Consider the following 19,223-nt stretch of genomic DNA (forward strand, 5'->3'; position numbering starts at 1 on the left):
CAGCGAAACGCAGCGGGCGGCGACGGTTTCCGGGAACCCGGCGCGGGTCTCCGCGTCGCCTGACGCATGGACGTCTCGACACCACCGCCGGCGGAACACACGCTGCGCCTCGCCCTCGCGCAGAAGCTGCTGCATGCCTGGTCGCAGAATCGCCAGCAGGTCCGCGTGCCGCTGGCGCTGAACCTTGCCCGGCTTCCGCCCGATCACCGCCGGCTGCTGGTCGGCGTGATGGGTGCCTCCCTGGCGGCCTGCGGCGCCAGCGCCGAGGAGGACCGGGCGCGGCTGGCCGCGGCGCTGACCCGGCTCGGCGCGGAGGGGGACGAGACCGGCACGCCGGACCTGATCCCCCTGCTGGCGGCGCTTGAGCAGGCGGAGCTCGGCCCCCACGCCTTCGCCGCCGCGGCACTGGTGATGGACGGGCGCGTGCCCGCCCAGCGCCTGTTCCTGTCCTGGCTGGCTGCGCGCTTCGGGCTGCCACCTTCCCTGGTCAGCGGGCTGGCGCGCCGCTACCGCGCCTGATCCGCCGCTTCGGTCAATTCCGCCAGGGCGCGCTGCAAGGGCTCGCTTTCCAGCAGCAGGGTGCGGGCGAGATCCGCCAGCGTGATCCAGCCCACCACGCGGCCGCCGGCATCCGTCACCGGCATCCGGCGCAGGTGGTGCGCCGTCATACGGTCCAGCACGGATTGCAGGCTGTCCCCTTCCCGGCAGGTGATGACGGGGCTGGTCAGCACCTCCGCGACGCGCACCTTGCCGGCATCCAGGCCGCGCGCGACGACGCGATAGAGCAGGTCGCGATCCGTGACGATGCCACGCAGCTCCGCGGGCCCGCCGACCGGCAGCGCGCCGACATCGAGCTCGCCCATCAGCTCCGCCGCCTCCCGCACGGGCGCGTCGGGCGCGATGAACTCGACTTCCCGCGTCATCAGCTCGGAGACCAGCATGGCCGGGTCAACGCCGGTGCGGGCGGAACCGTTCCGTTCAGGGCGGCAGGGTGCTGCTTCCCATCGCTTCCGCCATCAGCGCGATGTCGGCGATCTTGGCGTGGAAGCGCGACCAGTCGTCGGCTTCGGCTATCGGCGCCCAGATCGCCTCGACCTCCTCGATCAGCATGGAACAGGGCGCGCTGCGCGCGGCGAAGTAGGGGTGGTCGAGATTGGCGGCGGACGACGGCGGCTGTTCCAGCAGCAGCGCGCGCACCGGCGCGAAGGCGTCCTCCGCATAGGTCGTGGCGATCGGGCTGCGCGCCGCGCGATCCACGCTGTGCGCGCCGCCGCGCCAGTCGAAGAACACCTGGTCAATCGGCGCCTGGCTGTCGAGCAGGAACTGATACAGCGCGGCCACGAGCGCGCCGTCGCGCTCCCCGCCCGCCGAAGCGAGGCCAAGGCGCCACAGCACCTTGGCGCGGAATTCGTCCTGCAGGGCGTCCTGGAAGGATTCGAGCGCGGCCTGCAGTGGCGCTTCCTCGGCCAGCGGCAGCAGGCAGGCGCCGAGCCGCGCGAGGTTCCACAGCAGCGCCTCCGGCTGGCGGGCCAGGGCGTAAAGGCCGCCATAGTCGAAATAGGCCGCAGTGAAGTCGGGCTTGTACGTGGGTGCCCAGCGCCAGGGGCCGTAGTCGAAGCTCTCGCCGGTGATGTTGGTGTTGTCGGTGTTCAGCACGCCATGGACGAAGCCGGCGGCCATCCACTGCGCGCCCATCCGCGCCACGCGCCGCACCACGGCTTCGAAGAAGGCGACGACCTGCGCGCCGGCATCGTCCCGGCGGGCTTCGGAGATGTAGTGCGTGCAGCAATGCGCGACGAGGCGCGCAATGGCGTCGGTGTCCTTGTGGAAGGCGAAACGCTGGAAGGTGCCGATGCGGATGTGCGAATGGCTGAGCCGCACCAGCACCGCGGCGCGCGTCGGCGAGGGTTCGTCATGCCGTTCCAGCGCCTCGCCGGTCTCGACCAGGCTGAAGGACTTGCTGGTATAGACGCCCTGCGCTTCCAGCATCTCCGTCGCCAGCACCTCCCGCACGCCGCCCTTCAGCGTGAGCCGCCCATCGGCGCCGCGGTGATAGGGCGTGCGGCCGCTGCCCTTGGTGCCGAGATCGAGCAGCCGCCCGTCGCGCAGATCGTGCAACTGCGCGAACAGGAAGCCGCGGCCATCGCCGAGATCGGGGTTGTAGGAGCGGAACTGATGCCCGTGGTAGCGCAGCGCCATCGGCGTCTCGAAGCTGCCGGGCAGCGGCTCGAATTTTCCGAAATGCGCGACCCATTCCGCGTCGGTCAGCCCATCCAGGCCGACGCGCGCAGCCCAGCGTTGGTTGCGCCAGCGCAGGATTTGGGTGGGGAAGCGTGCCGCGGCAACGGGATCGAAGAAATCGTCACCGAGGTCGGCGTGGGTCGTGGCGGGACGATAGGATTCGGCAACGGGCATGGGGCTTTCCCGGCAGGCTTGGCACGGCAGATGGCGCCGCATGGCGCGCGGCTCAACCCGCCCCCCTTCCCGCGCCCGGCGGCTCCGCCCAAACTGCCGCGGCATCGAAGGAGCGCGCCTTGCCCCCAACCCTGGTCGGCCGCAACGGGTTCCCCCTGGTCTGCGAGAAGCAGCCGGCACGCGGCGCGCGCGGCGTCGTGTGCAGCAACCATCCGCTGGCCAGTGCCGCCGGGGCCGAGGTGCTGCTGGCCGGCGGCAATGCCGTGGATGCCGCGATCGCCACGCTCTTCGCGCTGACGGTGGTGGAGCCGATGATGGTCGGCCTGACCGGCGGCGGCGTCTGCCACCTGCGCATGGCCGACGGCACGCATGCGGTGCTGGACGGATTGTCGGCGGCGCCGGCGGCGGCCACGCCGGAGATGTATCGACCGATCCCGGGATCGCCGCCGGAGGAGCGGGAGACGGAAGGCAAGCGCAACGCGGTGGGCGCGCTCTCGGTCGCCGTGCCGGCGGCGCTGCGGGGCTGGACGCATGCGCTGGCGCGGCACGGCACCTGGCCGCTCGCCGACGTGATGGAGCCGGCGATCCGGCTCGCTTCGCGCGGCTTCCGGGTGACGCCCTACCTCTCCGACTGCATCGCGGATGCCGCCGCGGACCTGGCGCGCGACGCCGACCTCGCCGCGCGCTTCCTGCCTGGTGGATCGCGGCTGGAAGCCGGCACGCGGCTGGTGCAGGGGGCCTATGCCGAGACGCTGCGCGCCGTGGCGCAGGAGGGGCCGGACCTGCTGCATGGCGGCGCGCTTGGGCGGCTGATGGCGGAGGCGCTGGCGCGGCAGGACGGCATCGTCACGCTGGCCGATCTCGCCGGCGTGCGCACGCTGGAACGCGCGCCGATCCGCGGCACCTATCGCGGCTTCGAGGTGTTCGGCCCCCCGCCGCCGGCCTCGGCCGGGGTGCATGTGGCGCAGATGCTGAACGTGCTCGAAGACTTCGACGTCGCCGCGCAGGGCTTTGGCACGGTTGAGGGGCTGCACCTGGTCGCGGAGGTGCTGAAGATGGCCTTCGCCGACCGCGCGGTGGCGACCGCCGATCCCGATTTCGTGCGCGTGCCGGTCGCGATGCTGACCAGCAAGGACTACGCGGCGCGGCGGCGCGCGATGCTCCACATGGCCGCGGCGCAGGCGTGGCAAGCCGATCCCACGCTGACGGAATCCAACTGCACCACGCATGTCACGGTGGCGGATGCGGCGGGCAACATCGTGGCCACCACGCAAACGATCAACGCGCTGTTCGGCGCGCGCATCGCGGTGCCGGGCACCGGGCTGATCTGCAACAACTACATGCACAATTTCGATCCGCGGCCGGACTTCGCGCTGTCGGTCGCGCCAGGCAAGCGGGTCTATACCTCGATGGCGCCGACCATCGTGCTGAAGGATGGCGCGCCGCGCTATGCACTCGGGCTGCCCGGGGGCCTGCGCATCTTCCCCTCGGCGTTCCAGGCGCTGCTGAACCTGATCGACCACGCGATGCCGCTGCAGGAAGCGCTGGAAGCGCCGCGCATCTGGACGATGGGCAATGCGCTGGAACTGGAGCCCGCCATCCCTGATACGGTCGCGGAAGCGCTGGCCGCGATGGGCCACGCGGTCAAACGAGTCAAAACCATCGGCGGCGGCATCAACGGCATCGCCTTCGAACCCGATGGCAGCATGACCGGCGCCGCCTGCTGGCGCGCCGATGGCAGCGTCGCCGCGCTGGGCGGCGGTCTGGCGCGAGCCGGCGTGCGCTTTTCCACCGAACCCAACACGAAGGCCCCTTCATGACGAAGATCATGATGCTGCAACCCATCGGCGCGGAGCAGGAAGCGATCATCACATCCCTGCTGCCGGAGGGCTTCACGCTCGGCTCGGTGAAGGGGCGCTCGCCCGACGACCTCAAGGCCGGCGTAGCGGAGGCAGACTACTGCGTGTGGTGGGACCTGCCGGTCACCGCCGACATCGTCGCCGCCGGTCCGCGCGTGAAACTCTATCACAAATGGGGCGTCGGCATCGACAACATCGACATCGCGGCCTGCCGCGCCGCCGGCATCCGCATCGCGCGCACCACCGGATCGAACGCCATCCCCGTGGCGGAAGCGACGATCGGGCTGATGATCGCCATCGCGCGGCGCATCGTGCAGGCACACATCGCCGTGGTTGCCGGCGGCTGGCCGAAGAACGAGGTGTGGCGCCATTCCATCCTGATCAGCGGCAAGACCGTGGGCATCATCGGCCTCGGCGCCATCGGCAAGGGTGTCGCGAAGCGGCTGCGCGGCTTCGACTGCACGATCCTCTACAACAACCGCAACCGCCTGCCGGAGGCCGAGGAGCTCGAGCTCGGCGTGCAGTATCGCCCGCTGGAGACGCTGCTGGCGGAAAGCGACATCGTCTCGCTGAACTGTCCGCTGACGCCGGAGACGGCGGGCATGCTGGATGCGCGGCGCATCGGCATGATGAAGAAAGGCGCGCTGCTGGTGAATGTCGCGCGCGGCGGCATCGTGGTGGAGAACGACCTGGTGGCCGCGCTGAAATCCGGCCACCTGGCCGGCGCCGCGGTGGACGTCTTCGACCAGGAGCCGCCGCCGAAGGACCACCCGCTGCTGCACATGGACAACGTCATCTGCACGCCTCACACGGCTTCAACGGCGTATGAGAATTCGCGCCGCAGCGTGGCGCATTGGCTGGGCAACATCCTGCACGTGCATCGCGGCGAGGAGATCCCGGAAAAGGATCGGGTTCTGTAGCGCTGGTTCCCAGCTCGTCGCGGCTCCCTCCCCCGTTCACGGGGGAGGGATGGGGTGGGGGGATATGCGAAGGGGTGTCCTGCTGGATGCCCCCACCCCGACCCTCCCCCGCTTCGCAGGGGAGGGAGAAGGTAGCCGCTACTGCTTTGCGAAGTGCTGCACGAAGCCGGCGCCGATCTCGGTCAGGCGGTCGGCGATCAGCTTGCCACTTTCCGCGCTGCACAGCCGTGGATCGCCCGTGCCCAGGCCGTTCGGGCTGACCTTGTCGTATTCATGCGGCGTGGTGACCTCCGCGCCGTTGAAGCTCAGCGAACCCCAGCCCTGGAAGGGCAGGCCGAGCGCGGTAGCGCCGCCCTTGCGCGGCTCGGGGATCAGGTCGTTGCGCACACGCTCCGGGAACAAATGCATGCACAGGCTGGTCAGCGGATCCGCACCATGGCTGCTGACCGCCTTCGCCTTCTCCGCGCCCAGCAGCTTCGGCATCTCGGCGTAGGCGATGCGCCACAGGTAGAGCGAAGGGATGATCGGCCCGCCCCTGTGCATCACCGCGCGCGTCGCCTCGTTGATCGCATTCACGTTGCCGCCATGGCCGTTGATGATGACCAGCTTCGTCAGCTTGTGGCGCAGCAGCTCGGCGAACAGCTCGTCCAGCACGGCGCGGAAGGTGGCGGCGGAGAGCGCAATGCCGCCGATCATCGGGCCGAAGAAGTCGCCCTTGCCGAAGGGCAGCACGGGCGCCACCACCGTGCGCGTGCCGTCGGCCGTCGCCTTCAGCGCGATCAGCTCGGCCATCTTCTCGGCCAGGAAGTAGTCGCCCATCGGGGCATGCGGGCCCTGGTCCTCATGGCTGCCCATCGGCAGCAGGATCACCGGGTTCTTCGGGTAGAGCGCACGGGCCTCGTCGCCGGTGATCTCGCCCATGCGGACTTTCTGCGGGGACACGTCGGTCATGCTGGCCTTCCTCTGGCAGGTCTCAATTGATCTCTTCGGCACGGATGCAGGCGACGCGCTGGCCCGGCCCGCCGAAATCGCGCAGCGCCGGCACCGTCTCCGCACATTCGGGCCGCGCCTCCGCGCAGCGGGTGCGGAACACGCAGCCCGATGGCGGGTCGGAGGGGCTGGGCGGATCGCCGGGCAGGATGATGCGCGTGGCGCGCTTCGCCGGATCGAGCATCGGCGTCGCCGACAGCAGGGCGCGCGTGTAAGGGTGCAGCGGCCGCGCGAACACCTCCGTCACCGGCCCCTCCTCCATCACGCGTCCCAGATACATCACCGCCACGCGGTCGCAGAGGTGCCGCACCACCGGCAGGTCGTGGCTGATGAACAGCATCGCCAGCCCCAGGTCACGCCGCAGATCGGCCAGCAGCTTCACCACCTGCGCCTGGATGGAGACATCCAGCGCGCTGACCGGCTCATCCGCCACCAGGAAGTCCGGGCTGGTCGCCAGCGCGCGCGCGATGCCGATGCGCTGGCGCTGGCCGCCGCTGAACTCGTGCGGGAAGGCATCCCGGCGCTGCGGATCGAGCCCCACGCGCTCGAACAGCGCAGCGACGCGCGCGGGATCGGCGCCGCCTTCATGGATCGCCAGACCGTCGCCGACCTGCGCGCCGACGCTGCGCCGAGGGTCGAGGCTGCCGAAGGGATCCTGGAACACGATGCCCATCCGGGCGCGCAGCGTCTTCCACGCCGCGCTGCCTGGCTTGGGCAGATCTGCGCCGTCGAAGCGCACGCGTCCGGCAGTCACGTCCAGCAGCCCGAGCAGCAGGCGCCCCAGCGTGGACTTGCCGCTGCCGCTTTCGCCCACCACCCCCAGCGCCTCGCCGCGCGCCACCTGCGCATCCACGCCGGCCACGGCGCGGACGGGCCTGCCGCGTGCGAAGACGCCGCGTGGCGCGAAGCTTTTCTCGACCGCTTCCGCCACCACCAGCGCCATCACGCCAACTCCTTCCAGCGGATACAGCGCACCAGGCGTTCGCCGGCCTGTTCGAGAAGCGGCGGGCGCTCGCAGGCGGCCGTGGCGAAGCTGCAGCGCGGCGCGAAGCGGCAGCCGGGCGGCCAGGAATCGGGCCGCGGCACCACGCCGGGAATGCCTTCCGGCTCCGCCTCGCCTTCCGGCACGGCGGCGAGCAGCGCGCGCGTGTAGGGATGCAGCGGCCGGGCGAAGACCTCGGCCACCGTGCCGCGCTCCACCACCTGCGCGGCATACATCACCACCACCTCCTCCGCCGTCTCCGCCACCACGCCGAGCGAGTGCGTGATCAGGATCACGCCCATTCCGGTCTCCCGCCGCAATTGCGCCAGAAGATCCAGGATGCCGGCCTGCACCGTCACGTCCAGCGCCGTCGTCGGTTCGTCGGCGATCAGCAGGCGCGGGCGGTTGGCGATGGCCATGGCGATCATCACGCGCTGACGCATGCCGCCCGAGAGTTCGTGCGGATAGGCACGCGCACGGCGTTCGGGATCGGCGATGCCGACGCGCTTCAGCAGGTCCACCGCCTCCTGCGAAGCGGCCGCAGCGGAGACCTCGCGATGCGCACGGATCGCCTCCGCGACCTGGTCGCCCACGCGGTGCACCGGGTTGAGGCTGCTCATCGGGTCCTGGAACACCATGGCGATGGCGCCGCCGCGCAGCTTCCGGCGCTCCTCCTCCGGCAGGTCCAGCAGGTCGCGGCCTTCGAAGCGGGCGATCCCGGCGACCACCTGCGCCACCGGCGGCAGCAGGCCCATCACGGCGGTCGCGGTGATGGATTTGCCGCTGCCGCTCTCGCCCACGATCGCCAGCGTCTCGCCCGCGCGCACCGTGAAGGCGACATCCTCCACCGGGCGGATCGGGCCGGAGGGCGTCGCGATCTCCACCGTCAGCGCCTGGACCTCCAGCAGCGGCGCCGGATCCCGCGCCGGGAACAGGCCCGGCAGGATGCGGTCCACCGCGCGCAGCCTCGGGGCGCGCGCGCCGCCCTTGCGGTCCACCGCATCGCGCAGCGCATCGCAAAGGAGATTCATGGACAGGATGGTCAGCGTCAGCGCGAGGCAGGGGTACAGCAGGTACAGCGGCGCCTGCTCCATCGTGGCGCGCGCGCCGCGGATCATCAGGCCCCAGGAGGGCGTCGGCGGCACCACGCCGAGGCCGAGGAAGGAGAGGCCGCTCTCCACCACCACCGCCGCCGCGACGGCCAGCGAGAACTGCACCAGCACCGGCCCCGCGATGTTCGGCAGCACCGTGCGCAGCAGGATGCGCGGCGTCGGGGCACCCAGCGCGCGTACCGCTTCCACATAGTCCTGCCGGCCGGCCGACAGCACCTCCGCATAGGTAACGCGGACGAAGCCCGGCAGATACAGGATGGACAGCACCAGGATCAGCGTGCTCGCGCCCGGCCCCAGCAGCGTCACCACCAGCAGCGCCAGCAGGATCGGCGGGAAGCACAGCACGACATCGGCGATGCGGACGGAGATGAATTCCACCGTGCCGCGGAACCAGCCGGCAATCAGCCCGAGCAGCGTGCCCACGATCCCCGCGATGAGCGCGGAGGTGAAGGCGACGCCGAGCGAGGCGCGCGCGCCCCAGATGATGCGGGACAGCACGTCGCGGCCGAACTCGTCGCGACCCAGCGGACTGCCCGGCAGGTATGGCGCCAGCCGGTTCGACACATCCTGCCGCACCGGATCCGGCAGGCCGAGGATCGGCGCGGCCAGCGCAACCAGCACGATGGACGCCACCAGGGCGCCCGGAAACAGAAGGCGCTTCAAGACCGGCTGATCCGCGGATCGAGCACGGCGTAGAGCAGGTCCATCACCAGGTTGATCAGCAGGAACAGGCCGGAGACGACCAGCACGATGCCGACGACCATCGGATAGTCGCGGCCCTCCACGGCGCGCAGCAGCGGCGTGGAGAGGCCCGGCCAGTTGAACACGTATTCCACCAGCACCGTGCCGCCCAGCAGCGTGCCCATCTGCAAGCCGAGCACGGTGGTAACGGGGATCATCGCGTTGCGCACGACATGGCGCCGCATCACGCGCCCCTGCGTCAGACCTTTCGCGCGCGCCGTGCGCACATGGTCACGCGAGAGCTGGTCCAGCACGGAGGCGCGCGCCATGCGGAACACCGTCGCCGCCAGCCCCTTCGCCACCGCGACCGCGGGCAGCAACAGCAGGAGAAAATGCCGCCCGGGATCCTGCGCCAGCGGCACGTAGCCCCCGGCCGGCATCCAGCGCAGCCATTGCGCCAGCAACAGGATCAGCAGCGTGCCGAGCACGAAGACCGGAAGCGCCTGCAACACCGCGGCGGTGGCCGATGCCGCCCGGTCGAACGCGCCGCCGGCATGCAGCGCGGCATAGGTCGCGGTCGGCAACGCGATCACCACCGCGATCAGCGTGCCCGCCAGGATCAGTTCCAGCGTGCGCGGCAGGCGCAGCGCGATCTCCTCCGCCACCGGGTAGTCATCCACCAGCGAATTGCCGAGGTCGAAGCGCGTCAGCCGCTCCAGGAACTCGGCATATTGCACCAGCAGGGGCCGGTCGAGGCCGAGCTTCTCGCGCAGCTCCGCCACGGCATAGGGATCGGGCGAGGTGCCGCCGGTGGACAGCAGCACCTCGGCCGGGTCGCCCGGCACCATGTGCAGGGTCATGAACACCACCGTCGCCACCACCCAGATGAGCAGCAGCGAGACGGCGAGGCGCTTCGCGACGTACAGCATCTAGCAGGCGGCCGGATGCAGGCGCCCGCGTGCCGCGGATGTGGGAACCGACAAGGCCGCTACCCGAGGCTCACGAACTCCAGGTTGACGCCGCTCGACAGCGCGAGCGAGCCGGGCAGGATGTTGAAGCCCGTGACGCGCCGGGTGAAGGCATAGCCCTGCTCGCGCCAGGCCAGGCCGACGATCGGCACCTCCTCCAGCGCGGCGCGCTGCATGTCCTTGTAGATCTCGACCCGCTTCGCCTGGTCGAACTCCTCGCGTCCCTTGCGCAGAAGCTCCGTCGTGCGCGGCGTGCGCAGGCCGAAGCTGCGCCCATGCGCGGCGGAGAGCGAGGTGTCGAGCACCACGGTCAGGCCGTCCGGATCGTTGAAGTCGGCGGAGACGCCGTGCACCGCCAGATCGTACTGGCCGCGAATGCCCAGGCTTGTGCGCGTGGACCAATCCACCACGCGCAGCTCCGCCTGGATGCCGATGGCAGCCAGGTATTGCTGCGCCACCTCGGCGCTGTCCTTGTGCATCGCGAAGGCGCCGGTGGTCAGCAGCGTCGTATTGAAACCGTTCGGATGCCCGGCCTGGGCCAGCAGCGCCTTGGCGCGTTCGGGATCGTAGTTGTGGCCGCGGGAGAGCTCCGCGTCCCACCAGGGCGTGCCTTCCACGATCGGCATGCCCTCCAGGGGCTTGCCGCGGCCGGAGAAGGCGACGCGCACGATGTCGTCGCGCTTCACCGCATGCGCCACGGCGCGGCGCACCAGCGGGTTGTCGAAGGGCGGGCGCGTTCCGTTGAACAGGATGTCCATGAACGGACCCATCGTGCTTTCCAGCTTGAAGCGCGGGTCCGCCTCCACCGCGGCCATCCCGGTCCAGGGCACGAATTCGATGAAGTCCTGGTCGCCCGATTGCAGCGCCGCGAGGCGCAGCGATTCGTCGGCCACGAGCGTCATGCGGATGGTGCGCGTCTTCGGCGCGCCGGGCTGCCAGTAGTTCGGCACAGCCTGCAGCTCGATCCAGCTGCCGCGCTCCTGGCTGGCGATCCGGTAGGGGCCGCAATTGATCGGGTTGCTCATGTCCCGCGTCGCGCGGGAGATGATCGGCATGTTGTAGTTGGCGAACCAGTGCGCGACGGTCGCCGTTGGCTCCTTCGTGTAGAGCCGCACGGTGTGCGCGTCGGGCGTCTCGATGCGCGCGATGCCCTGCATCTGGACGCGGTAATAGGCGGTGGAGCGCTCGCCCGCGATCTGCTCGATGCACCACTTCACGTCGGCCGATGTCAGCTTCTCGCCATTGTGGAAGGTCGCGCGCGGATCGAGCCGGAACACCCAGGCGCCGTCGGCGGGGTCGCGGCCGAACTCCCGGGCCAGTTCCGGGCGCAGCTCGCCGGCCGCGTCGAACCCGACGAGGCGCCGCCCGACGAGCATCTTGATCATGCCGGCCGCCTGGCCGACCGACTGCCAGGGCTGCAGGTTGGGCGGCCACACCGAAAGGCCGAAGCGCAGCACATCGCGGCTCTGCTGCGCGTGAGCGAGGCGCATCACCGGCAGGACGCCGAAGGCGGTGGCGCCCACCATGGCGGCGCGACGGGTCAGTATCGGCATGTGATTATCTCCCAGGGCCCCACATCGGGGCGATTGCCGCGCGCGACGCCGCGGGTGTCAAGTGTCTTGCTTCGCGAGAAGATCGGTCGCAGCCGCCTCATGCCGCGTTGCGCGGCACCCGACCCTCGATCGGATAGGCAGGGTCGTTGTAGCCTGGCGTCGAGGGATGCCCGGCGGGGACCAGCCCATTCACCAGCGCCTCGTCCTCTGCCGTGAAGGCATAGCGCAGCGCGCCCAGATTGTCCTGCCATTGCCCGAATGTGCGCGGACCGCAGATGGCGCTGGACACGATGCGGTTGTTCAGCAGCCAGGCCAGCGCGAACTGACTCGCGGTGATGCCGCGGCTTTCGGCATGGGCACGCAGGACCTGCGCGATGCGCAGGCTGTCCGGGCGGAACTCCGTCTGCATCATGCGCGGATCGGCGCGGCCGGCCCGCGTCTCCGGGTCCGGCGCGCCCTGGGTTGCGTATTTCCCCGTCAGCACGCCGCGCGCCAGCGGCGAATAGGGCGCGACGCCAAGGCCGTAGAAGGCGCAGGCCGGCAGGTGCTCGGTCTCCGCCTGGCGGTTCAGGGCGTTGTACAGCGGCTGACTGACGATCGGGCGGTCGATGCCCATCTCGTCGCAGAGCCGGCAGATCTCCGCCACGCGCCAGGCGCGGTAGTTGGAGACGCCGAAATGCAGCACCTTGCCCTGCCTGATCAGGTCGCCCATGGCGCGCACCGTCTCGGCCAGCGGCGTTCCGTGATCCTCCTTGTGCAGGTAAAGGATGTCGATCGTCCCGATGTCCAGGCGACGCAGGCTCGATTCCACCGCATCCATGCAATGCCGGCGCGACAGGCCGCGGTCGTTGGGCCCCTCGCCGACGGGGTTGGCCAGCTTCGTCGCCACCACCCACCAGCTCCGCGCCCGCTTCACCAGGCGACCGGTGATCTCCTCCGACAGCCCGGCATTGTAGGCGTCCGCCGTGTCGATGAAGTTGATGCCCGCATCCTGCGCCAGGCCCACGATGCGCGCGGCCTCGGCTTCCTCCGTCGGCCCGCCGAACATCAGCGTGCCGAGGCAGAGCGGCGAGACCTTCAGCCCGCTGGCGCCGAGCTTGCGGTGTTCCATTGCGCGTCGTCCTCCGGAGGCGGCGCGGCACTCTGCGCGGGTCGCATCCGCACGGCAAACGCCGGCTGGGTTGCAGAACGCGCTGGTCTCATTCTTGCTTCTCGACAGACGCACAGGACGTCCGTGCCCCAGGCTGACGGACCGACACACGACCGGGAGACCACCGCATGATCCGCCGCCGCAGCGTGCTCGCTGCCCTTCCCGCCCTTGGCGCCGCGACCCTGGCCATGCCGGCCCTGGCACAGCCCGCCTGGCCGAGCCGGCAGATCCGGCTGGTCGTGCCCTATCCCCCGGGCGGCGCGAGCGACATCGCCGGCCGGCTGCAGGCACAGGTGCTGCAGGAGGGGCTCGGCGTGCCGGTGGTGGTGGACAACCGGGCCGGCGCCGGCGGCACGATCGGCACCGCGCATGTCGCGCAATCCGCGCCGGATGGCTACGTGGTCATGATGGCGAGCCCCTCCAGCCATCTCGGCGCGCCGCTGCTGTTCAAGAATGCCGGCTATGAGGGCGTGGACGACTTCACCGCCATCGCCACCTTCGCCACCGGCACCGCCATGGTCTGCGTGACCAATTCGCTGCCGGTCCGCAACATCCAGGAGCTGATCGCCTATGCCAAGGCGAATCCCGGCAGGCTGAACTACGGTTCGGCCGGCGCGGGCGGCGCCAACCACATGCTCGGCGTGCTGTTCATGCAGCGCACGGGGGTGGAGCTGACGCATGTGCCCTATCGCGGCGCGGCGCCGGCGCTGGCCGACCTGATCGCCGGCAACATCCAGCTCGTCTTCGACAGCTTCGCAGGCATCATCCCCGCGGTGCGCGCCGGCCAGGTGCGCGCCCTGGCGGTCACCAGCCCGCAGCGCTGGCCCCTGGCGCCGGAATTCCCCACGGTGCAGGAGCAGGGCGTGCCGAACTACGACCTGCCCAGCTTTTCCGCGATCATGGGCCCCAAGGGCATCCCGGAGCCGATCGTCGCCCGCATGAACCGCATCATCAACGAGGGGTTGAAGAATCCGGATCTGATCCGGCGGCTCGAGGCCAACGGCAATGCGCCCTATCCTTCCACCCCGGCCGAGTTCGCAGCGCTGATGCGGGCGCAGCGAACCACCTGGAAGGCGCTGGTTGAGGCGACGGGGCTCAAGCCGGAATAACCGGCTGGCCGCGGCCCGGCGGAGGGGTTCGCCCCCTCCGCTGGACAAGCCGCCCGGATCGGGCCAAGACGCGGGCGAGCGCCGCCCGGCGCATCCGCCCGGAGTCCCGCCCCATGACCTCCCCGGTCTTCGACCGAATCGCCGATATCATTGCCGAGAACAGCGAAGTCCCGCGCGAGAAGATCACGCCGGAAGCCCATGTGATCAACGACCTGGGCATCGACAGCCTGGACTTCCTGGATATCGTCTTCGCGATCGACAAGGAATTCGGCATCAAGGTGCCGGTGGAAGCCTGGACGCAGGAAGTGAACGCCGGGAAGGCGCCGGCCGAGCAGTATTTCGTCATGGGCAACCTGGCGCAGCGCATCGAGGAATTGGTGGCGGCCAAGGGCGCGGCCTGAGCCGCGCCACGCAAGGGGGGGCGTCAGGGCCGCCATGCGGCTTGAATATTTCCAGATGGTGGACCGGGTGCTCGCCCTCGAGGACGAGACGATCACGGTCGCCAGCTTCGTGCCGAACGAAAGCCCCGTCTTCGAGGGTCATTTCCCCGGCCATCCGATCCTGCCGGGCGTGCTGATGGTGGAGACCATGGCGCAGACCGGCGGCTGGCTGCTGATGGCGCTCAGCGGCTTCACGACCATGCCCTTCCTGCTGAAGGTTGCCGAAGCGAAGTTCCGCGGCTTCGTCACGCCGGGAACGGAGCTCACCGTCACCTCCCGCCGTACGCATGACGGGTCCGGCTATGCCGTGACCGAGGCGCGGATCGAAGCGGGCGGCAAGCGCGTCGCCGATGCGGAAATCAACTTCCGCCTGATGCCCTTCCCGGCGCCGGAGCTGGAGGCGGCGATGCGCGGCAACGCGAAGCGCATCGGCCTGCCGGGTTTCTGCTGATGGCCGACACCGATATCTGGATCACCGGCATCGGCCTGGTGTCCTCCGCCGGTGAAGGCCGCGCGGCGCATCTGGCGGCGCTGGAATCCACCGCGCCGGCCGCGCTGGACGACACGACCTACACCCCCTTCCCGATCCATCCGAGCCCGACGCTGGAACTGGACAGGCAGATCCCGAAGAAGGGCGACCAGCGGCAGATGGAGCCCTGGCAGCGCCTCGGCACCTACACCGCCGGGCTTGCCATCGACGACGCGAATGCGCGTGGCCTGGTCGGCGACATGGACCTGATCGTCGCCGCCGGCGGCGGCGAGCGGGACGTGGCGCTGGACGATGCCGTGCTCTCGGCGCTGGCGCCGCTGCCGCCGGCCGAAGCCGCGGTGAAGCTCAACGAGATGCTGGCGGGCGGGCTGCGGCCGACGCTGTTCCTCGCGCAATTGTCCAACCTGCTGGCGGGCAACATCTCCATCGTCCATGGCGTCACCGGCGCTTCGCGCACCTTCATGGGCGAGGACCAGGCCGGCGCCGATGCTGTGCGCATCGCCGCTGCGCGCGTGGCGGAAGGCAACTCGCCCATCGCCCTCGCCGGGGGCGCCTATTCGGCGCCGCGCTGGGACATGCTGATGTTGTACAACAACGCCAGCCTGCTGCGCCGCGGACCCTGGGCTGCGGTCTTCTCGCGGGAGGATGCGCCCGGTGCCATCACCGGCACGCTCGGTGGCTTCGTGGTGATGGAGACGGCGGCGCATGCCCGCGCCCGCGGCGCGCAGGGGCTTGCGAAACTCAACGCCGTGGCCAGCGCGCAGGCGCGGCGCACCGCGGAGGACACCGGCCATGAGGCGATGGCGCAGGCCTTCGCCCGTATCGCGCCGCGGCTCGGCGAGGGCGTGCTGCCCGTGCTCTCCGGCTGCACCGGCGCCGCCATCCCGACCGTGCTGGAGCGCGAGGTGCTGGGCGCGCTGACACGGCCGCTGGCCGTGCGCGCCACCGGCAGCCGTTTCGGCTGGGGCGTGGAGGCGACCTTCCCGGCGAACATCGCGCTCGCGGCGCTGTGCCTGTCCGAAGGCGTGTTCCCCGCTTCGATGGAGAAGCTCGAAGCGCGTTACGAGCAGGCGCCGCGCGACATCCTCGTCACCGGCTTCGCTGCCTGGCGTGGGGAGGCCATGGCGCATCTCTCGGCGATCCCGGCGGGGGAGCAGCCATGAGCGCGTATCGCGATCATGCCGGGCGGCCCATCGTCGCCGTGACCGGCATCGGGCTCGTCACGCCGCTTGGTGTTGGCGTGGAGGACAACTGGTCGGCGCTGCGCGCCGGACGCTCCGGCATCCGCCGCATCACGCGCTTCCCGATCGCGCATCTGCGCACCACCATCGCCGGTACGGTGGACCTGCCTAACGAGGACACCGGCGCGATGTGCTCCTCGGAGCGCGTCACGCGCTACGCAACGCTTGCCGCCGAGGAGGCGCTGGCCACCGCCGGGCTGCCGCGCGGGGCATTCCCCGGCCCGCTGATGCTCGGCATGCCGCCGGTCGAGACGGAATGGCCCGACCGCTTCCGCCTGGCCGCGAAGATCGCACCGACGCCGCCGCTCTATCCGGCGCTGACGGAAGCCGCGACAGGGCTGGAATCGCTCTATCGCGTCGCCGCCTTCGCCAGCGTCGGCGAGAAGCTGGCGGAGCGCTTCGGCACGCGCGGCGCGCCCATCGCGCTCTCCACCGCCTGCGCTACGGGTGCCTCGGCGATCCAGCTCGGCGTCGAGGCGATCCGCCGTGGCGAGGCAGAGGCGGCGCTGGCCATCGGCGCGGACGGCACCGTGCAGGCGGAGGCGCTGATCCGCTTCTCGCTGCTCTCGGCACTGTCCACGCGGAACGACGATCCGGCGAAGGCCGCGCGCCCCTTCGAGAAGACGCGCGACGGCTTCGTGATGAGCGAGGGCGCCGCTTGCCTGGTGCTGGAGAGCCTGGAGCATGCGACGGCGCGTGGCGCCAAGGTGCTGGGCATCCTGCGCGGCTGCGGCGAGAAGTCGGACAGTTTCCACCGCACGCGGTCGAACCCGGATGGCGGTGCGGTGATCAAGGCGATGCGCAACGCCATCGCCGATGCGGGGCTGGAGCCGGGCGCGATCGACTACGTCAATGCCCATGGCACCGGCACGCCCGAGAACGACAAGATGGAGACGCTGGGCATGCGCGCCGTGTTCGGCGACGCGGCACCGCCGATCTCCTCCAACAAATCCATGATCGGCCACACGCTGAGCGCCGCCGGCGCGATCGAGGCGGCGTTCAGCCTGCTTGCGCTGCGCGACCAGGTGCTGCCGCCGACCATCAACCACGAGGAACCCGATCCCGCGATCACGCTGGACGTGGTGCCGAATGTCGCGCGAGACGCGAAGGTGACGAACGTGCTCTCCAACAGCTTCGGCTTCGGCGGGCAGAATGTCTGCCTGGTCATTTCCGGGGCGCCCGCCTGATGCGCGCGCTGCGCCTGCATGGCGACAAGGATCTGCGGCTGGAGGAGATCGCGCCGCCGCCGCCGCCCGGTCCCGGCGAGATCCAGATGCGGGTGCGCGCCGTCGCGCTGAACCACATCGATGTGTGGGGCTGGCGCGGCATGGCCTTCGCGCAGCGCACGCTGCCGCTGGTTGTCGGCGCGGAGGCCGCGGGCGAGGTGGTGGCCTTGGGCGAGGGCGTGACCGGCTGGTCCGTCGGCGACCGTGCCACGCCCTATGGCGCGCGCACCTGCGGCACCTGCGCGCAATGCCGCGCGGGCCGCGATAACCTCTGCGAGAACGTGCAGGGCGTCGCCGGCTTCCATGTGGACGGCTTCGCGCGCGAGGTCGCGAACTGGCCGGCGCGCACGATGGTGAAGGTGCCGGCCTCCGTCAGCTACGAGGATGCCGCCTGCTCCGTCGTCACGGTCGGCACGGTCGAGCACATGCTGTTCGACAATGCCAGGCTGCAGCCCGGCGAGACCATCCTGATCCAGGCCGCGGGCTCCGGCATCGGCTCCTACGCCATCCGCACGGCGAAGGCGCTGGGCTGCACGGTGATCGCGACGGCCGGCGACGACGAGAAATGCGCCAAGGCGAAAGAGCTCGGCGCCGATCACGTCGTGAACTACAGCGAGAAGAACTTCTCTTCCGTTGCGCGGCGTGTCACCAACAAGGTCGGCGTGGATGTGGTGTTCGAGCATGTCGGCGCCGCGACCTGGGCGGCCTCGCTGCTGTCGCTGCGCATGGGCGGGCGGCTCGTCACCTGCGGCTCGACCTCCGGCGTCACGGCAGAGACCAACCTGATGATGCTGTTCCAGCGCCAGCTCCACATCTTCGGCAGCTTCGGCTGCCGGATCGAGAACGTGGCGAACGGCGTGGCGAAGATGGCGCAGGGCATCCTGCCTGTGCTCGACACGGTCGTGCCGCTGGAGCGCTTCGGCGAGGGGCTGGAGCGGCTGGAATCGCGCCGCGTCTTCGGCAAGATCATCGTGACCTTATGACATGCCGTCAGACGCCGGGCGGCCGCTCCGCGGCCCTGGTTTCGCGCAGGCCACGGGCGGGCTAGAGGGTGGTTTCGGTCTGTGCGCGGCGCGCGGTCGCGCGCTGGGCCTGCCGACCGACGCTTGGCATGACGCCTGAACGATGCGCGACACGCTCCGCAACCTCGCCGACGAATCCCTCGCCGCCATCGTGCGCGGCGCCTTCGCGCTGGTGCGTGCGCTGGGACCCGACCGCGCCTCCAACCTCGGCGGCGCGGGCGCCCGGCTGATCGCGCCGCTGACGCCGGCGAACCGCATCGCGCACGAGAACATCGCCGCCGCCTTCCCCGAGAAATCCGACGCCGAACGCGCGGCGATCCTGCGCGAGAGCTGGGACAATCTCGGCCGCACCGCCTGCGAATATGTCCATCTCGGCGCGCTCTGGGACCACGATCCCGAGGATTTCAACCGCGGTCGCATCGTGATGGACGAGGACACGGCTGAGCGCTTCCTGCGCCTGCGCGACGATGGCCGCGCCGCGCTGTTCTTCGCTGCCCATCTCGCCAACTGGGAACTGCCCGCGGTCGCCGCGCGCATGCACGGGCTGGACGCCGCCGCGCTCTACCGCACGCCGAACAACCGCGCGATCGCACGCGACATCCTGGCGATGCGCCGCGACGTCATGGGCGAGCTGATCCCGGCCGGCATCTCCGCACCGGTGCGCATGATGGAGGTGCTGGATGCGGGCGTGCATGTCGGCATGCTGGTGGACCAGCGCTTCGGCCGCGGCCCGAAGATCCGCTTTTTCGGCCGAACCGCCACCGCCAACCCGCTGATCGCCCGGCTGGCACGCCGCTTCGATGTGCCGGTGCACGGCACCCGCGCCATCCGCCTGCCCGGCAATCGCTTCCGGCTGGAACTGACGGAGGAGGTGGCGCTGCCGCGCGATGCCCGCGGCCAGGTGGCCGTGGACGCCGCGACCCAGGCGATCAACGACATCGTCGAAGGCTGGATCCGCGAGCATCCGGGTCAGTGGCTTTGGCAGCACCGCCGCTGGCGAATGTAGCGGGCAGGCCAGACTTTCCTGGCCAACCTGGAACTGCCCCCACCCCGACCCTCCCCCGC

General features: G+C 70.5%; 18 protein-coding genes. 10 read left to right on the forward strand and 8 right to left on the reverse strand.

The window, feature by feature from the left end:
- Nucleotides 1–66: 66 nt before the first annotated feature.
- Complete coding sequence (locus tag E4T13_RS13210; protein ID WP_137178765.1) at nucleotides 67–519, forward strand: tellurite resistance TerB family protein; 453 nt, start codon at nucleotides 67–69, stop codon at nucleotides 517–519.
- Here E4T13_RS13210 and E4T13_RS13215 read toward each other — a convergent pair.
- Together E4T13_RS13215 and E4T13_RS13220 are read right to left on the reverse strand one after the other, a co-directional pair.
- Nucleotides 507–941 (reverse strand): CBS domain-containing protein, encoded by a 435-nt coding sequence (locus E4T13_RS13215; RefSeq protein ID WP_137178766.1) that lies wholly within the window; start codon nucleotides 939–941, stop codon nucleotides 507–509. The two genes, E4T13_RS13210 and E4T13_RS13215, sit on opposite strands and share 13 nt — an antisense overlap.
- Before the next feature lie 37 nt (nucleotides 942–978).
- Nucleotides 979–2,415 (reverse strand): protein adenylyltransferase SelO, encoded by a 1,437-nt coding sequence (locus E4T13_RS13220; protein ID WP_137178767.1) that lies wholly within the window; start codon nucleotides 2,413–2,415, stop codon nucleotides 979–981.
- Between the two features lie 119 nt (nucleotides 2,416–2,534).
- Between E4T13_RS13220 and ggt the strand changes: the two genes are divergently transcribed.
- Entirely contained in the window at nucleotides 2,535–4,235 is a 1,701-nt protein-coding gene (ggt, locus tag E4T13_RS13225) for a gamma-glutamyltransferase (protein ID WP_206030169.1), read from the forward strand.
- The gene (locus E4T13_RS13230; RefSeq protein WP_137178768.1) at nucleotides 4,232–5,194 is read left to right on the forward strand and encodes a 2-hydroxyacid dehydrogenase; all 963 of its coding nucleotides are present in this window, start codon (nucleotides 4,232–4,234) and stop codon (nucleotides 5,192–5,194) included. Before ggt ends, E4T13_RS13230 begins: the two co-directional genes overlap by 4 nt.
- A gap of 138 nt (nucleotides 5,195–5,332) precedes the next feature.
- Here the strand turns inward: E4T13_RS13230 and E4T13_RS13235 are convergent, their stop codons facing one another.
- The 6 genes from E4T13_RS13235 to E4T13_RS13260 all read right to left on the reverse strand — a co-directional run bounded on the left by E4T13_RS13235 (nucleotide 5,333) and on the right by E4T13_RS13260 (nucleotide 12,591).
- Nucleotides 5,333–6,145, reverse strand: a complete 813-nt coding sequence (locus E4T13_RS13235) for a creatininase family protein (protein WP_240791114.1) — start codon at nucleotides 6,143–6,145, stop codon at nucleotides 5,333–5,335.
- 22 nt (nucleotides 6,146–6,167) lie between these two features.
- Complete coding sequence (locus E4T13_RS13240) at nucleotides 6,168–7,127, reverse strand: ABC transporter ATP-binding protein (RefSeq protein ID WP_137178769.1); 960 nt, start codon at nucleotides 7,125–7,127, stop codon at nucleotides 6,168–6,170.
- Nucleotides 7,127–8,941: a dipeptide/oligopeptide/nickel ABC transporter permease/ATP-binding protein gene (locus tag E4T13_RS13245; RefSeq protein ID WP_137178770.1), complete on the reverse strand. Its 1,815-nt coding sequence runs from the start codon at nucleotides 8,939–8,941 to the stop codon at nucleotides 7,127–7,129. Before E4T13_RS13245 ends, E4T13_RS13240 begins: the two co-directional genes overlap by 1 nt.
- A complete protein-coding gene (locus E4T13_RS13250) occupies nucleotides 8,938–9,888 on the reverse strand; it encodes an ABC transporter permease (RefSeq protein WP_137178771.1) in 951 nt (316 codons plus the stop codon). The genes E4T13_RS13245 and E4T13_RS13250 overlap by 4 nt, the downstream gene beginning before the upstream one ends.
- A gap of 59 nt (nucleotides 9,889–9,947) precedes the next feature.
- A complete protein-coding gene (locus E4T13_RS13255; protein WP_137178772.1) occupies nucleotides 9,948–11,480 on the reverse strand; it encodes an ABC transporter substrate-binding protein in 1,533 nt (510 codons plus the stop codon).
- A gap of 97 nt (nucleotides 11,481–11,577) precedes the next feature.
- A complete protein-coding gene (locus tag E4T13_RS13260) occupies nucleotides 11,578–12,591 on the reverse strand; it encodes an aldo/keto reductase (protein ID WP_137178773.1) in 1,014 nt (337 codons plus the stop codon).
- 167 nt (nucleotides 12,592–12,758) lie between these two features.
- On the opposite strand from E4T13_RS13260, the gene E4T13_RS13265 reads away from it, so the two are divergent.
- From E4T13_RS13265 to E4T13_RS13295, 7 genes are all read left to right on the forward strand, one after another.
- Nucleotides 12,759–13,739, forward strand: a complete 981-nt coding sequence (locus tag E4T13_RS13265; RefSeq protein ID WP_137178774.1) for a tripartite tricarboxylate transporter substrate binding protein — start codon at nucleotides 12,759–12,761, stop codon at nucleotides 13,737–13,739.
- Nucleotides 13,740–13,852: 113 nt separating this feature from the next.
- Nucleotides 13,853–14,140: an acyl carrier protein gene (locus E4T13_RS13270; RefSeq protein ID WP_137178775.1), complete on the forward strand. Its 288-nt coding sequence runs from the start codon at nucleotides 13,853–13,855 to the stop codon at nucleotides 14,138–14,140.
- A gap of 34 nt (nucleotides 14,141–14,174) precedes the next feature.
- Nucleotides 14,175–14,630, forward strand: a complete 456-nt coding sequence (locus E4T13_RS13275; RefSeq protein ID WP_137178776.1) for a 3-hydroxyacyl-ACP dehydratase FabZ family protein — start codon at nucleotides 14,175–14,177, stop codon at nucleotides 14,628–14,630.
- A complete protein-coding gene (locus tag E4T13_RS13280; RefSeq protein WP_137178777.1) occupies nucleotides 14,630–15,832 on the forward strand; it encodes a beta-ketoacyl-ACP synthase in 1,203 nt (400 codons plus the stop codon). Before E4T13_RS13275 ends, E4T13_RS13280 begins: the two co-directional genes overlap by 1 nt.
- On the forward strand, nucleotides 15,829–17,097 hold the full coding sequence (locus E4T13_RS13285; RefSeq protein WP_137178778.1) for a beta-ketoacyl-ACP synthase: 1,269 nt from the start codon (nucleotides 15,829–15,831) through the stop codon (nucleotides 17,095–17,097). Before E4T13_RS13280 ends, E4T13_RS13285 begins: the two co-directional genes overlap by 4 nt.
- Entirely contained in the window at nucleotides 17,097–18,119 is a 1,023-nt protein-coding gene (locus tag E4T13_RS13290; protein ID WP_137178779.1) for a zinc-binding dehydrogenase, read from the forward strand. The genes E4T13_RS13285 and E4T13_RS13290 overlap by 1 nt, the downstream gene beginning before the upstream one ends.
- Nucleotides 18,120–18,261: 142 nt before the next feature.
- Entirely contained in the window at nucleotides 18,262–19,164 is a 903-nt protein-coding gene (locus E4T13_RS13295; protein WP_137178780.1) for a lipid A biosynthesis lauroyl acyltransferase, read from the forward strand.
- Nucleotides 19,165–19,223 lie beyond the last annotated feature (59 nt).

It is taken from the genome of Roseomonas sp. AR75, assembly GCF_005222815.1.
GTDB lineage: Bacteria > Pseudomonadota > Alphaproteobacteria > Acetobacterales > Acetobacteraceae > Falsiroseomonas.

Excerpts from the sequence above, each read along its gene's own strand:
- E4T13_RS13210 (WP_137178765.1), top strand. The coding sequence starts at position 67 with ATGGACGTCTCGACACCACCGCCGGCGGAACACACGCTGCGCCTCGCC.
- E4T13_RS13215 (WP_137178766.1), bottom strand. The coding sequence starts at position 941 with ATGCTGGTCTCCGAGCTGATGACGCGGGAAGTCGAGTTCATCGCGCCC.
- E4T13_RS13220 (WP_137178767.1), bottom strand. The coding sequence starts at position 2,415 with ATGCCCGTTGCCGAATCCTATCGTCCCGCCACGACCCACGCCGACCTC.
- E4T13_RS13230 (WP_137178768.1), top strand. The coding sequence starts at position 4,232 with ATGACGAAGATCATGATGCTGCAACCCATCGGCGCGGAGCAGGAAGCG.
- E4T13_RS13235 (WP_240791114.1), bottom strand. The coding sequence starts at position 6,145 with ATGACCGACGTGTCCCCGCAGAAAGTCCGCATGGGCGAGATCACCGGC.
- E4T13_RS13240 (WP_137178769.1), bottom strand. The coding sequence starts at position 7,127 with ATGGCGCTGGTGGTGGCGGAAGCGGTCGAGAAAAGCTTCGCGCCACGC.
- E4T13_RS13250 (WP_137178771.1), bottom strand. The coding sequence starts at position 9,888 with ATGCTGTACGTCGCGAAGCGCCTCGCCGTCTCGCTGCTGCTCATCTGG.
- E4T13_RS13255 (WP_137178772.1), bottom strand. The coding sequence starts at position 11,480 with ATGCCGATACTGACCCGTCGCGCCGCCATGGTGGGCGCCACCGCCTTC.
- E4T13_RS13260 (WP_137178773.1), bottom strand. The coding sequence starts at position 12,591 with ATGGAACACCGCAAGCTCGGCGCCAGCGGGCTGAAGGTCTCGCCGCTC.
- E4T13_RS13265 (WP_137178774.1), top strand. The coding sequence starts at position 12,759 with ATGATCCGCCGCCGCAGCGTGCTCGCTGCCCTTCCCGCCCTTGGCGCC.
- E4T13_RS13270 (WP_137178775.1), top strand. The coding sequence starts at position 13,853 with ATGACCTCCCCGGTCTTCGACCGAATCGCCGATATCATTGCCGAGAAC.
- E4T13_RS13275 (WP_137178776.1), top strand. The coding sequence starts at position 14,175 with ATGCGGCTTGAATATTTCCAGATGGTGGACCGGGTGCTCGCCCTCGAG.
- E4T13_RS13280 (WP_137178777.1), top strand. The coding sequence starts at position 14,630 with ATGGCCGACACCGATATCTGGATCACCGGCATCGGCCTGGTGTCCTCC.
- E4T13_RS13285 (WP_137178778.1), top strand. The coding sequence starts at position 15,829 with ATGAGCGCGTATCGCGATCATGCCGGGCGGCCCATCGTCGCCGTGACC.
- E4T13_RS13290 (WP_137178779.1), top strand. The coding sequence starts at position 17,097 with ATGCGCGCGCTGCGCCTGCATGGCGACAAGGATCTGCGGCTGGAGGAG.
- E4T13_RS13295 (WP_137178780.1), top strand. The coding sequence starts at position 18,262 with ATGCGCGACACGCTCCGCAACCTCGCCGACGAATCCCTCGCCGCCATC.